Source organism: Nocardia sp. CA-120079 (assembly GCF_050955745.1).
Lineage (GTDB): Bacteria > Actinomycetota > Actinomycetes > Mycobacteriales > Mycobacteriaceae > Nocardia.
This window is the reverse complement of sequence record NZ_CP192088.1, coordinates 8,607,097-8,620,844: the sequence shown is the minus strand read 5'-3', so window position 1 is coordinate 8,620,844 and position 13,748 is coordinate 8,607,097. Positions and strand designations below refer to the sequence as shown.

The following is a 13,748-nucleotide window of genomic DNA, read 5'->3' as shown; positions in this document are numbered from 1 at the left end:
CCGCCCACAGGACCTACCGCAGCTCCGATGCCGCGCACCGAAACAAGGAGCTACTGCGGACTTCCCGCCATGGCTCGCCGCCCGCGCGGATGCCCGATGTAGGTCGCCTCGCGCGGAATCGACACCAACGTCAGATCTACCTGAGCAGTCCCGGTCCGCAGCACCACATGGTTCCCGATGGCTCCCGGTTGGTGGATCGACAGGTCCGGCCGAGTCGCGGGCCACCCCATCGGATCTCCGGTCACATAGATCGTCGTGACACCGGCGTGCGGCGCGGGTGCCAGCACGCCGTCGACCACCGTCGCGGTGAACCCGGCATCGGATTGATGCGTCTCCACCGCGATCTGCAGCCGCTCCGGATTCCCGATGGTCGTCACCAGGTTCTCCCAGGCATGCGTCCGATCGGTTCGGATCAGGATGCGTTCACCGACCGCCAACGCGCGGAACACCAACTGCTGAGCCAGATACAACTCACCGGCCACATACACCGTCGAAATACCGGTACCGACAATGCGGACCGCGACACCCTGCCCCTCGTCATCGGAGCCGATCAGCTGACCGCAACCCGACGACGGCAGATGCAGCGCATCGATCACCTCGATCGGATACTCGGTCACCGGAACCGCGTCGTCGAGATCCGGTACGCCCAGCGGCAGATGCGCGAGCAGACCATCGCGCTGCCGCCCGTTCATCGAGATCAGACCCTTGAGCTTCGTGCGCTCCGGCAGCTCCCGCGTGGTCAGCCGCCAAGCCGCACCGATGCTCACCGACTCGGCCGAACTACCGGGGCGCAGCCGCACCGCGACCGTCGTACCGCGCGACGGCGCGACCCACAGCTGCGAGAGCAGATCCGAGCCGAGTCGCTTCGGGTCGACCGCGCTACCGATATTCACGCTGTTGCCGACCTCGGCATACCGCCAGCGATGAGTCAGCGTGCGCGGATCGAAGCCCTGCGTGACCTGCAGAACCGCCTTGCGGATCTCGGGTGCGGTAAGGATGCGGGCGCTGCAGTCGGCGTCCTCCAGGGTGCGCATAATGCGTTGCGTCGCAATGGTTACCGCGCGTGACGCACCCGCACTGCCGCCACCGCGCCGGGCCGCGGCCTCCGGGCACGCGATCGCGTCGAAGCTGATGGCGAGCCACACATTCCGGTGTGCGGTCGCGGGCAGCGGACCCAGCAGCGATTCATAGATCTTGCCCGCGGGAGTACCGGAGCGGCTGCGGTGACCGTGGCTGATGATGTCGATACCGCTGAGCAGAATGTCGTGCTGGTTCAGGCATTTCGCCAACTCCGGCAGCGGCAGCAGATGCGAGGCGTGCACTGTCGTGCGAGCGATCCGGGTCAGCCCGCCCTTGGGGGCCAGTACCTCGACGACGGTGACGACCCGGCTGCCGTCCCAGTACAGCCCGAGCGAGCGACCGTCCGGGCCGCGGAAGTCGACGGTATCGCCGAGCTCGTAATCGCCATGGGTGAGGTAGCGCCACCAGGTGGCGATCCAATCCAGGATGGTGCGCTTGGCGATCGGGATCAGCGGCAGCAGCCCGGCGGCCACCGCGACGCCCAGCGCGGGCCAGGCACCGAGCCCGACCAGCAGGGCGAGCAGTCCGGCAACGAGCCCGATCACCTGTGCGATCAACAGATTCCGCAGTGAGATGCGCCCGAGCAGCGGGCGTGGTCCCGCGCCGGCTTGTTCGGCCATCGTCGTCCCCCAAGTACCCGGTATCGGCCGAACAGCAGCGGCCGAGCTGAACAATAGTCCTCGGGAACTGTACTGTGTTCCGCGAACGCGAGCATTGTTCGGGGAGGGAAACATGCCTTCAAAACCCACTACACGGTGGCAGGTGAGCGGTTACCGCTTCCTGGTCCGCCGGATGGAACACGCGCTGGTGCGGCGGGACGTGCGCATGCTGCACGACCCGATGCGCTCCCAGTCCCGCGCCTACGCGGCCGGATTGATCATGGCGATCGTGGTGCTGGCCGGTTGCGGCGTGCTCGCACTGCTGCGTCCGCAGGACAAGGTAGGCAGTAACAAGATCCTGATCGGCAAGGAATCCGGCGCCGTCTACGTGATGATCAACGACGTGGCGCATCCGACGCTGAACCTCGCCTCGGCCAGGTTGGCCGCGGGATCGCCGGAAAAGGCCGTCATCGTCAAGGAATCCGAGATCGGTAAGAAAACGCGGGGCCAGCTGATCGGCATTCCGGGCGCACCGTCCTCACTGCATTTCGACAAGGACGGCAAGGGCCGGATCTGGACCGTCTGCGACCAGATGAAGGTGGACGGCAGCAAGGACCTCACCACCTCGGTGCTCGCCGGAAGTCTCTCGCTCGGCGAGAAGGCCTCGGTCATGGGTAAGGACCGGGCGCTGCTGGTGCAGGGCAAGGAGTCGGCGTATCTGGTCTACGACGGCAAGCGTGCCCGCGTCGACCTCAAGGAGCGCGCGGTCACCGACGCGTTGAAGATCACCGGCGCTACCGCACGGCCGATCGGTGAGGGCCTGCTCAATACGATTCCCGAAGTGCTGCCGATCATTCCGCCCAAGATCGATAATCCGGGCGGCTCGGTGAGCTACTCGATCGGCAACCACCGGATCGGCGATGTGGTGCACGTGCCCGCGCAACCCAATACGGAATACGTTGTGCTGCAAGACGGTCTGCAGCCGATCTCGCCGGTGACCGCCGAGATCATCCGCAACCGGAACCGCTCGACGTCCGGCAACGACGTAGTCGATCAGATCGACAAGACCTACGCGCCGGTGTCGAACGCACTGCCGGTCGGCATGTATCCGCAGGTCGTTCCGTCCATCGTCGACTACAAGGACCAGCCGGTCAGCTGCCTTTCCTGGAAGCCGCTGGCCGCCGCCGCGGACAACAAGGACGGCGGCAATCGCGCCGAACTGACGGTGCTCACCGGTGTGGCCCTGCCGATTCCGGACAACGCCAAACTCGTACCGCTGGCCCAGGCGGACGGTTCCGGCGCCAACGCCGATTCGGTCTACATCCCGCCTGCCACCGGCGCCTTCGTCCAGACCACCGGCATCGAACCCGACAGCCGCCGCAAGGACAGCAAGTTCTACATCGCCGACACCGGTGTCCGCTACGGCATCAAGGACTCCGACGCCGAAAAGGCACTCGGCATGGACCCGGATTCGGGCACCAAGGCCGAACCGGCACCGTGGCCGATCGTCGGCCTGCTCGCAGCCGGTCCGAGCCTGTCCCGCGCGGATGCGATGGTCGCCCACGACGGCGTCGCCGCGGACCCGTCACCCTCGAAATCACCTGTCGCCTCGGCGAATTGAGTCAGTCATCGGACTTCGAGGCCGCGCGCAGCTCGGCGACTTCGCTTCGTAGCGCGCGGATTTCGTCGGCCAGCATCGAGATCTCCACTTCGGTGCGGTCGGCGGTCACCTCGACGGACTTCAGCTGGTCCATCACCCAGCTGGTGGTGGTGCCGATAGCGAAGCTGATCAGGCCGATGCCCAGCGTCATCAGGATCAGCGCGATCATGCGACCCTGCACGGTCACCGGATATACATCGCCGTAGCCGACCGTGGTCACCGACACCATGGACCACCACAGGGCGTCGCCGAAGTTGTGGATCTTGCTGTCGGGTGCGCCGTATTCGGCATCGAAGAACGCCAGACTGCACAGCACCAGCGTGAGTGCCGAACTGGTGCCGACGAATACCGCGAGCCTGGCCCGGGTCACCCGATTGCGGTTGAGCTGGTCGAGCACCAACAGCGCCGCGCGCAACAACCGCACCGGACGAAACGGCGGCAGCAGCACGATCAACAGCTCCAGCGGATGCGTCCGCACGAATCGCCAGCGATCGGTGGACAGCCAGGTCCGGATGCCGAAGTCCGCGACGAAAGCCGCCCAGATCATGATGTCGACCCGTTCGAGCCAGGCATCGAGTCGTGGCGACGCTCCGGTATCGAGCACATGCCAGGCGTAGACACCGATGAAGAGCACGGCGAGCACCAGCATCGGGATGCCGGTCGTGCGTTCCCAGGCTTGTCTACGGCTCGGTTGTCCGCCGTCGTGTGGTGCTACGTGCATGGGAACTACCTGTATCGATCGGGTGCGACACCCTATGTACCGCCGTTTGCCACGAAGACGCTACATATCGTCGGACTTGACGCCGAACCGGCGGCGGATCGGGAACGAGGCGAGGTAGCCGAGCACCAAAGCCGCACCGATGATCCCGGTGCCGATCAGTGCGACATTGCGGGCCCGATTGTCCGGCGGCGGCGCCGGTTTCGGCACCGCGAGCTGGGCGCTCTTGGCCGGGCTCGGCCGCTTGGGCGGCAGCGGCGTGCTGCTCACCTCATCGGTCAGTGCCGCGACCGGGTCGACCGCGCCGTAGCCGATATACGGACTCCACCCCTCGGCGGGCGCGTGCGCGGTGGCCTGCATCCGCTTGACCACATCCAACGCACTCATATCTGGGAAGCGGGCCCGTACCAGCGCGACCACGCCGGAGACCAGCGGCGTCGCGAAGCTCGTACCGCTCATCGCCTGTTGTTGCCCTTGTTGATTCACGGTGCCGGTCGCGGTTCCGGTACCGCGCGGGTCGAGCGAAACCATATTCTCGCCCGGCGCGGCCACACTCACCCATGGCCCGGGCACCGTGAATTTCGACGGTGCGCCGTTGGAATCGATCGAGCCCACCGAGATCACATAGTCGTCCCAGCGCGCCGGGCTCACATTGACCCTGACATTGCTCCACGGATCGGCGGACGGTTTCAGCGGATCGATGATCTGCTGTTCGGTCTTGCAGGAGCCGTCCTGGTTTCCGGCCGCCACGACCACGACCACGTTTTTCTCCAGCGTCGCGTATCGCACTGCCGCGCCGATGGATCCGTCGACGTCATTGGACGAGCCGCACCACACCTCGGAGATATTGATGACGCTCACGTTCGCATCGGCCGCGCGCCGGATCGCCGAGGCCATGGTGGCCAGATTGCCGTAGCCCTCGGGCAGGTCGTCGGGATTGCGCTCCCTGGACCGGCCTTCCTTCTGATACATCTTGCTGGTCTGGCGGATGGTCATGATGCGGGCTTCCGGCGCGACACCGGAGAAGCCCTGACCGTCGATCTTCGACGCGGCGATCAGGCCCGCGACAAAGGTGCCGTGCCCGTCGCAGTCCTCGGTGCCGTCGCCCGAGTTCGCCACGAAGTCGCCACCGGCGATCAGTCCCGGCAACCGGGGATGCCGCGCGACACCGGTGTCGATGACCGCGACGGTCTGGCCCTCACCTTTGGAGAACTGCCACGCTTTTTCCAGATCGAGGGAGCGCTGCGCGGTGGGAATAGTCGCGCCCTCCCCGCCGGACACCGTATTCGAGCAATCGGAATTGGCTGGGCGCTCGGTCTTTTCGGGTGGTGCGGCCGGATCGCCCGCGGGCAGCAGGCCCGGATTCACCGCGGGCGGGTGGTCCGCGGAAGCAGCACCGGCCCCCAGCCCCAGCGACGCGCTCAGACCCAACGCCACGGCTGCCGCCGCGACGCGTATCTGCCTGTTCACAGCCCGCGAACGAGCGAGTAGAGCGAGGCCACCCAGAAGACCAGCGGCAGCACGGCGGCCACGAACGCGTACTCGAGCAATTCGACGCCACGGCGCATCGGCGGTGTCGCGGACTGGTTCGGAATGATGATGCCGAGAATCAGCGCGGCGACCAGCACCACCATGGCCGCACCGAAGACGGCCAGTGGCTGCTCCATACCGACGGCGACGCCGACCATCATGATCAGCACGATCGCTGCGCCGCCCGCGATCAGCACCACGGCCTGTTCGGCACCCGCGTAGGTCCGGCTGCGGAACATCAGCACCACCGCGGTGACCAGCGCCAGCGCGATACCCGGCCAGTACGGATCCGCCGCACCCGGATCGGCGCCTGCCAACGCACCCGCCACCGAGAGCAGCGTGGTCGCCGAGACGAGTCCGGCCAGGTACATCCGGGCCCGTTCCGACTTCACCCGCAGCGCATCCATGGTCGGCAGCGCGCGGTGATCGTCCGGATCGTCCTCGGTCGGGTCGATCGGGGTGCCGGGGGAGGGCACCGGCGGCAGCGGCAGCTTGGCCAGCAGCATCGAAACCCGCGGCGCGAGTGAAAGACCCGCGAGTCCGAGCGCGGCGACGACGGCGCCGATGGCCTTCTGCGGCTGGTCGGTGAGCACGCCGACCAGCGCGGCAGGTACCGCGTACACCGCGAGCGTGGCCGCGCCGATGAACAGCGCGAGTCCGACGCCGGTGACGCGCCACGCGAGTATCGCTGTCGCGCCGACCAAAACCGAACCGAGCAGCAGATGCGCCCAGCCGTAATGATCTGGCACGTAAAGCATTCCGGCGGTGAACGCGGCGGGCAGCGCGCAGCCGCCGAGCACCAGCGCGGTCGAGGTGTCGCCGTACATCCTGCTGAGCACCATGCCCGCGATCACCAGCAGAATTGCCACGCTCAACGCGAGCGAACCGCTGACCCAGCCCGGCAGTGCGTCTTTGGACAGCAGCAGACCGAGGCAGCCGACGATCATAGTGAGCTCGGCGAGCACCGAACCGGTGATCCGCGCGACCTTCGGGGTCCAGCTGCGGTAGTGATCGGCGTCGGCGATCGCGACGTTGTACATGATGTCGTCGAACAGCGGCGTCGGCGCGGTATGCGAGGCGCTCTCCAACATGAGCAGTTCGCCGTCGCGCACACCGTGCTCACCGAGGCTCAGCGAATTGGAGAAGGGCGGATGGCCGATTCTGGCCAGCACCCATTCGGCGGGCTCGAAACGCTCGCCCTCATTGTCGAAATCGTTGGTGCGGCTGTGTTGAGCGACCATATCGACGACACTCGGGATCACCAGCGCGACCGGCACATCGACCGGAATCGCCATATCCACCTGGGTGTGCTTCGCGAGAATCGTGACCCGGGCAAGGTCGGGCGCACGGACGATACCGCGCGAGGATTCTTCGTCGATGTGGTCAAGTCGCGCGTGCGTCAAGCTTCCCCCAACTCGGTCTCTACCTCGTATTTCCGCGTCCCGTGAGCGAGGGGGGCCAAGCTTGCGAACCCACCGTTCGGGCAGCAGAATGCTGGTCGAACTGTACGACATGTCAGCTGTGGCCTCTACACTGAGGCCGAAAAAGTGCAGCTTGCGAAGAGGGGGAGCTCGTCCGATGAGTACCGTCCGGTTCCAGCGGCGCGCGCGTCGCGAGATGCCGCGCTCACCAGGTGGCGAGGTAACGCTGCAGCCGCCGCCCGAAATCCCAAGGGTGACACCGGGCAGCCTGGTATCGAAGCTGATGCCGGTCGTGATGGTCGTCGGCATGGTCGGCATGATGGCGCTGATGTTCACCCAGGGCGGCAGCATCACGTCGAACCCGATGAGCATGATGTTCCCGATGATGATGGTCGTCTCCATGGTCGGCATGTTCGCCGGTCAGGGCGGCGGCAAGGGACAGAAGGCGGCCGAGGCGAACGAGGACCGCAAGGACTACCTGCGCTACCTCGATCAGGTCCGCAAGGACGTCGACCAGACCGCCACGCAGCAGCGCGCTTCCGTCGAATGGAGCCATCCGGAACCGGCCCTGATCTGGATGCTGGCCGGGACTTCCCGCATGTGGGAACGCCGCGCCGGGGACAAGGACTTCTGCCACGCCCGCATCGGCACCGGCGGGCAGCGCCTGGCCACCCGCCTGGTCGCGCCGGAGACCGGTCCGGTCGAAGAATTGGAGCCGATCGCGGCGGTTTCGCTGCGTCGCTTCGTGCGCGCGCACTCCACGGTTCCGGATCTGCCGACCGCGATCGCGGTCAAGGGCTTCGCGACCATCGCACTCGACGGCGACCGCGCCGAGGCCCGCGATATGACCCGCGCAATGCTGTTGCAGCTGTGCATGTTCCAGGCGCCGGACCAGGTGCTCATCGCCGTCGTCTGCGGCCCGGACACCGCCCGCGAATGGGAGTGGACCAAGTGGCTGCCGCACACCCAGCATCCGGACGCGCAGGACGGCATCGGCACCCAGCGCATGTTCTACGGTTCGATCCGGGAGGCCACCGCGGGCCTGCATCCGTTGCTGGCCAACCGCGTTCGCTACTCCCGTAACCAGCCGGCCAACGCCAACCTGGTGCACATTGTCATCGTCGTCGACGGCGGTCTGCTCGAAGCCGAAGAAGACCAACTTCGCGAATCCGGTTACGAGGGCGTGACCATCATCGACTTGTGCGGCTACGCACCGCGTTTGGCGGTTTCGCGCGGCATCAAGATGGTTGTCGAGAACGGTGAATGCGTCGGTCGCGGCGCCACCGGCAACCAGGAGCGTTTCGCGCTCATCGACCGGATCAGCCCGCAGCAGGCTCAGCAGGTCGCGCGCCGACTCGCGCCGTATCGTGCCGCGACTCAGCGCAGCAGCGATGTCGAACACGATGACGCCGAAGTGATCTCGACCTGGACCCAGCTGATGAAGCTCGGCGATATCGGCACATTCAACCCCGAGCACGCCTGGCGTCCCCGCTACGGCCGCGAGCGGCTGCGCGTGCCCTTCGGTGTCGGCGCGGACGGCGCGCCCATCGAACTCGATATCAAGGAAGCGGCCGAAAGCGGTATGGGCCCACACGGATTGTGCATCGGCGCAACCGGTTCCGGTAAATCGGAGTTCCTGCGCACCCTGGTGCTCAGCCTGCTGGCCACGCATTCGCCGGACCAGCTGAACCTGGTGCTCGTCGACTTCAAGGGTGGTGCGACCTTCCTCGGCTTGGACGGCGTACCGCACGTCGCCGCCGTCATCACCAACCTCGAGGAGGAAGCCGACCTCGTCGACCGTATGCGCGACGCCCTGGCCGGTGAGATGAACCGCCGCCAGGAAGTGCTGCGCCAGGCGGGCAACTTCGCCAACGTCTCCGAATACGAGAAGGCGCGCGCCGCAGGTGCCGATCTGGACCCGCTGCCCGCACTGTTCGTGGTGCTCGACGAGTTCTCCGAATTGCTCACCCAGCATCCGGATTTCGCCGAACTGTTCGTGATGATCGGCCGCCTCGGCCGCTCGCTGCATGTGCACCTGCTGCTGGCCTCGCAGCGCCTCGAAGAAGGCAAGTTGAAGGGCTTGGAGAGCCACCTCTCCTACCGCATCGGTCTGAAGACCTTCTCCGCCAACGAATCCCGCCAGGTCCTCGGCGTCCCGGACGCCTACAACCTGCCCGGCGTCCCCGGCGGTGGTTACCTCAAGTCCGACTCCGGTGAGATCCAGCGCTTCCAGGCCTCCTACGTCTCCGGCCCCTACGTCGGCGGCGGCTCCCAGCGCGAGGTCACCCAGGCAGGTGTCGCGGGCGGCGAAATCGACATCAAGGCACGCCCTTTCACCGCCGCCCACGTCGACTTCCGCACCATCGACCGGGTCCCGCTGCCGTCCGAGCCGACGCACGATCCCGAACCGCAGTCCGAGGACGGCGAACAGATCTCCAACCTCAATATGCTGGCCTCCCGCATTCGCGGCCACGGCCGCGCGGCCCACGAGATCTGGCTCCCGCCCTTGGAAGAGGCCCCCACCCTCGACCAACTCATCCCACGCAGTGTGCTCACCGGCGAGTACTCCGCCGTCGCCACCCTGCGCGCGCCCATGGGCATCGTCGACCGCCCCTACGATCAGCGCCGCGACCCCTTCGTCGTGGACCTGTCGGGTTCGCGAGGCAATGTCGCGGTCGTCGGTGGACCGCAGTCGGGTAAGTCGACGGCTCTGCGCACCATGATCATGGCCCTGTCGCTCACCCACACGGCCGAACAGGTGCAGTTCTATTGCCTCGACTTCGGTGGCGGCACCCTGGCCAGCCTCGAAGGCCTGCCGCACGTTGGTTCGGTGGCCAGCCGTCTCGACGAGGACAAGGTCCGCCGCACCATCGCCGAGATGACCACCATCGTCCGCCAGCGCGAGGCGAGGTTCCGTCAACTCGGCATCGAGTCGATGACCGAATTCCGCCGCCTGCGCGCCATGGACCCGGCGAGCAGCCCGGGCGCGGCCGGTGCGCACGAGGACCCCTTCGGCGACGTCTTCCTGGTCATCGACGGCTTCGGCTCCATCCGCCAGGACTTCGACCCCCTCGAACAGCCCATCATGAACCTCGCGGTGCAGGGCCTGTCCTACGGCGTCCACGTGGTCATCGCCCTCGCCCGCTGGGCCGAGGCCCGTCCCGCTCTGAAGGACCAGATCGGCACCCGCATCGAGCTCCGCCTCGGTGACCCCATGGACTCCGACCTCGGCCGCAAGTTCGCTTCGCTTGTGCCGCAGGGCCGTCCGGGACGCGGTATGACCCCCGAGTGCCTGCACATGCTGACCGGTCTGCCGCGCATCGATGGAAGCGCGGATCAGGACAACCTCGGCCAGGCCGTCGCCGATGCGGTGGCGACCATCGCCCGACTGACCCCGGGCCGCCGCGCGCCCGCGGCCAGGATGCTGCCGGAAATGCTGCCGCGCGAGCAGTTGCTGCAGCTCGCGGGCAACTGGCCGTCGCAGGTCGATCCGGAAGTCAAGTGCATGCGAATTCCGCTCGGTATCAACGAATCCGAGCTGGCCCCGGTCTATCTCGACTTCAACGAGAGCCCGCACTTCATCGTCCTCGGTGACACCGAGAGCGGTAAGACGACATTGCTCCGGACGATCATCGAGAGCATTGCGGCGTCGAATACCCCGGATCAGGCGCGTTTCATCCTCGGCGACTACCGACGGACAATGCTGGGACTCGTGCCCGACGGATACCTCGCCGGATACGGTTCCACCGCACCGCAGTTCACCCAGAACATGACCGATCTCGCCGCCTATGTCGCGCAGCGGACGCCGGGGCCCGACGTCACGCCACAGCAGTTGCGCGACCGCTCGTGGTGGCGTGGCCCGGAGCTCTACGTCATCGTCGACGACTACGACCTGGTCGCCTCCTCCAGCGGCAATCCGGTGTCGGCACTGGTCGATCACCTGCCGCATGCGCGTGACCTCGGTTTCCACGTGATCATCGCGCGGCGCTCCGGTGGTGCCAGCCGGGCCATGTACGAGGCGACGGTGGCGCGCATGAAGGATCTCGGTTCGGCCGCTCTGGTCATGAGCTGCAATAAGGACGAGGGCGTACTCTTCGGCACCACCCGGCCCGGTATCAAACCGCCGGGGCGTGGCACCTACGTCACGCGCAACAGTGAGGGCCTGATTCAGCTGGCCTGGATGCCGCCGGCCGAGTGATGTCGAACGTAGATCTGGTGGTGACCGACACCCGAATATGGGCGCGCGGTCCGGCCACACATTGGGATGTGCCGCCCTCGGTGGTGCTCGGCAGCAACGGCGATCTCGTTGTCGGCGAGCCACTTACGCCGCCGACACAGGTCAGCTCAGCCGTCCAGTACGTCGCGGCGGATCGGATCGCTTTGCTGCCGCGCGTGCCGAGTCTCGCCGAGGCGATGGGCTCGGTAATCGGCACCGTAATGCGCAACCTCGGCGTCCCGGTTCCGTGTGCGCAGCTCACCGTCGTCTGTCCGACCGAATGGGGTGGTCGTCGGCGAGCGGTATTCGCCGAGGCCGCCCGCCGCTTCGCCGCTGATGTGCTGTTCGAGGACATGTCGATTCGCGCGGTGGTCGCCGATGTCGGCACCGCCCGCAGCCGCCGCACGGTGGTCTTGGAATGCGGCCCGCTCTCGACCACCGCGACCGCCGTAGTGCGCAGCCATCAGGGCATCCGAATCGAATCGTGTGAGCACGAACCGAATCTCGCGGTCGCCGATATCGAGCCGGAGTCGAGTGGCTTCTACGATCTGTGCGAACTCATCGATCGCGTGCTCGCGGGCCAGCCAGCCGATCTTGTTCAGGCCGTAGGAGTTTCCGATCCGGCGCGGCTGGACCTGATTCGTTCGGCGGTGCAACAGGTCTGCACGCAGGCGATCGATGTGCGCCCGATCGCGGGCGCGGATCTGGTGCGTGGACCACAGCAGGAACCGGAATATCAGCCCGAAGTCGCGCCATTGCCGACCACCGAGTGGATGCAGCCGCTGCGTCAGCGGGCCGCGGCCATGCAGCCGCCCGGTCGAAATACCAAGGCCTATGCGATCGCTGGTATTGCCGGAGTGCTGGTGGTCGCCGCAGTGGCTGCCGGTGCCGTATTCGCATTCGGCGGCTCGGACGATAACCCTGCGGTCTCGGCGGCGAGCACCTCGGCGGCCGCAGCCACGACCGCGCAGTCGCCGGTCACCCAACCATCGACGACCTCGAAGTCATCATCGGAAACCGTTGGGCGCGTACGCTTTCAGATCCCGTCCGGGTGGCGCCTGACGCAGGCCATCGACCCCACCAAATCGCGGGTCGACCTCGTCCCGTTGGACGGCACCCGTGCCCGCATCACACTGATCCAGACCCCGGTCGCCCCTGGCACCGGATACGAGCAGGTGGGCGCCAATCTCGAAACTCAGATGAAGCAGCAGCCCAACGGCAAGCTGAGCGATCTGAAACGCGACGTGGTCTTCGGCGGTAAGTCCGGGCTTGCCTACACCGAACAGCCAGGCGACGGCTCGACGGTGAGCTGGCACGTCCTGGTCGAGCACGGACTTCAGGTCAGCACCGGATGCCAGTACCTCGGTGGCATCGACTCGATCAAACAACCCTGCGAGCAGTTCGCGGCCTCGCTACAGGTGAATCCCTGAACGGTGTTGTCCCAGTACGGTTGCACCGCGTTCGGCGCATAAACAATTCGAGCCCCCGGCAAACCGCCGGGGGCCACGAATAGTTCGTGTCGGAACTCAGAACAGGCCGGCGAGGGCGGTGTCCGTGCCCTGCAATTCGGAGTTTCCCTTGTCGATCAGCGTCGCGGCACCGCTCAGCGTCGTGTTCAGCTGGACGACGTGCTGGTTCCAAGTCGTCTGGTACTGCTCGAAGGCCTCCTTGGCCTGACCGCCCTGCGTGTCGAAGAATGCCTTGACCTTCTTCTCGAACGCCTCGAGCTCGTTCCGAATGTTCTCGGCGCGGTTGAGGATCTGGCGGGCACCGTCCGCAACGCCGTCGAAATTAGCGGAGATCGGCTTGTCCATGCTCATTATTCAGACTCCTTTGTGGCGTGATTCTGGAATTAGACCGCGGGCAGGTCGAGGCTGGAAACCTGCGTCTGGATCTGTGAGGCGAAATCGTGCGTCTGATCCGAGAACTGGTTGCTCATCTTGAGCAGGTTGTCGGCGGTCTGCATCAGCTGGTCGTTCATCTTGGAGGCCTGGAAGTAGTACCGCTCCATGAAGGCATTGAAGGCGTCGCGGGCCGCGCCCTGCCAGTTGGCGCCGTTCGTGACGTTGTCCTCGTCGGTCTTCAGCTGACTGATCGCGGCGTTCAGGCTGTTGTGCTGCTCCATGAACTCCTTCGCCTTCGCATTGATACCCTCGGTATCCGCAACGAAATTCCCTGGTGAAGTCATCGCTTCTGCTCCTGGTTCTGGTCCTGGTCAACATCCCGACTGCGAGTTGACCTCGTTCATATGGTTGGACGCGTCCTCGGCCCGTTCGGTTCCATCCAGTTCTGAAGAATCTGGCAGTTCCATCGCGTCACACGGGCGCTGTAGCTTTGTCGACCGGGCATCATCACGGTCGGAGGGCCACACAGATCCCCCCGGATGCCTTGGACCGCAATGTCATCGTCTCGGTCACTACCAGCACACCGATCCCCTCCTTCCCCCTGCTCGCGGCCACTGAACTGGCGAGTGGGCTGGCTGCGAATACCCTACCGAACAGCGCAGTGTCGCGTCTACAAGACC

General features: G+C 66.1%; 9 protein-coding genes. 3 read left to right on the top strand and 6 right to left on the bottom strand.

Annotated elements, in window-relative coordinates:
• Positions 1 to 50: 50 nt before the first annotated feature.
• Complete coding sequence (gene eccE, locus ACQPYR_RS39245) at positions 51 to 1,700, bottom strand: type VII secretion protein EccE (RefSeq protein WP_433624583.1); 1,650 nt, start codon at positions 1,698 to 1,700, stop codon at positions 51 to 53.
• Positions 1,701 to 1,812: 112 nt separating this feature from the next.
• Between eccE and eccB the strand changes: the two genes are divergently transcribed.
• The gene (gene eccB, locus ACQPYR_RS39240; RefSeq protein ID WP_433624581.1) at positions 1,813 to 3,300 is read left to right on the top strand and encodes a type VII secretion protein EccB; all 1,488 of its coding nucleotides are present in this window, start codon (positions 1,813 to 1,815) and stop codon (positions 3,298 to 3,300) included.
• 1 nt (position 3,301) lies between these two features.
• On the opposite strand, the gene ACQPYR_RS39235 is transcribed toward eccB, so the two are convergent.
• From ACQPYR_RS39235 to eccD, 3 genes are read right to left on the bottom strand one after another with little or no spacing between them, the layout of a single operon-like run.
• Positions 3,302 to 4,060, bottom strand: coding sequence for a potassium channel family protein (locus ACQPYR_RS39235; RefSeq protein ID WP_433624579.1), 759 nt, complete (start codon positions 4,058 to 4,060; stop codon positions 3,302 to 3,304).
• Between the two features lie 60 nt (positions 4,061 to 4,120).
• Positions 4,121 to 5,527 (bottom strand): type VII secretion-associated serine protease mycosin, encoded by a 1,407-nt coding sequence (gene mycP / locus ACQPYR_RS39230; protein WP_433624577.1) that lies wholly within the window; start codon positions 5,525 to 5,527, stop codon positions 4,121 to 4,123.
• Entirely contained in the window at positions 5,524 to 6,990 is a 1,467-nt protein-coding gene (gene eccD / locus ACQPYR_RS39225; RefSeq protein ID WP_433624575.1) for a type VII secretion integral membrane protein EccD, read from the bottom strand. Before eccD ends, mycP begins: the two co-directional genes overlap by 4 nt.
• Positions 6,991 to 7,165: 175 nt before the next feature.
• Here eccD and eccCa point away from each other — a divergent pair, with 175 nt between their 5' ends.
• Together eccCa and ACQPYR_RS39215 are read left to right on the top strand one after the other, a co-directional pair.
• On the top strand, positions 7,166 to 11,206 hold the full coding sequence (eccCa, locus tag ACQPYR_RS39220; RefSeq protein WP_433624573.1) for a type VII secretion protein EccCa: 4,041 nt from the start codon (positions 7,166 to 7,168) through the stop codon (positions 11,204 to 11,206).
• Positions 11,206 to 12,654 carry a type VII secretion-associated protein gene (locus ACQPYR_RS39215; RefSeq protein WP_433624571.1) on the top strand — a complete coding sequence of 483 codons (1,449 nt, stop codon included), beginning with the start codon at positions 11,206 to 11,208 and terminating at the stop codon, positions 12,652 to 12,654. The genes eccCa and ACQPYR_RS39215 overlap by 1 nt, the downstream gene beginning before the upstream one ends.
• 96 nt (positions 12,655 to 12,750) lie before the next feature.
• On the opposite strand, the gene ACQPYR_RS39210 is transcribed toward ACQPYR_RS39215, so the two are convergent.
• The gene (locus tag ACQPYR_RS39210; RefSeq protein WP_040686706.1) at positions 12,751 to 13,038 is read right to left on the bottom strand and encodes a WXG100 family type VII secretion target; all 288 of its coding nucleotides are present in this window, start codon (positions 13,036 to 13,038) and stop codon (positions 12,751 to 12,753) included.
• 38 nt (positions 13,039 to 13,076) lie between these two features.
• The gene (locus ACQPYR_RS39205; protein ID WP_387295284.1) at positions 13,077 to 13,412 is read right to left on the bottom strand and encodes a WXG100 family type VII secretion target; all 336 of its coding nucleotides are present in this window, start codon (positions 13,410 to 13,412) and stop codon (positions 13,077 to 13,079) included.
• Positions 13,413 to 13,748: the final 336 nt, after the last annotated feature.

What these genes read in the sequence shown, in the direction of transcription:
- eccE (WP_433624583.1), bottom strand. Translation starts at nt 1,700, where the DNA reads ATGGCCGAACAAGCCGGCGCGGGACCACGCCCGCTGCTCGGGCGCATC.
- eccB (WP_433624581.1), top strand. Translation starts at nt 1,813, where the DNA reads ATGCCTTCAAAACCCACTACACGGTGGCAGGTGAGCGGTTACCGCTTC.
- ACQPYR_RS39235 (WP_433624579.1), bottom strand. Translation starts at nt 4,060, where the DNA reads ATGCACGTAGCACCACACGACGGCGGACAACCGAGCCGTAGACAAGCC.
- eccCa (WP_433624573.1), top strand. Translation starts at nt 7,166, where the DNA reads ATGAGTACCGTCCGGTTCCAGCGGCGCGCGCGTCGCGAGATGCCGCGC.
- ACQPYR_RS39215 (WP_433624571.1), top strand. Translation starts at nt 11,206, where the DNA reads ATGTCGAACGTAGATCTGGTGGTGACCGACACCCGAATATGGGCGCGC.
- ACQPYR_RS39210 (WP_040686706.1), bottom strand. Translation starts at nt 13,038, where the DNA reads ATGGACAAGCCGATCTCCGCTAATTTCGACGGCGTTGCGGACGGTGCC.
- ACQPYR_RS39205 (WP_387295284.1), bottom strand. Translation starts at nt 13,412, where the DNA reads ATGACTTCACCAGGGAATTTCGTTGCGGATACCGAGGGTATCAATGCG.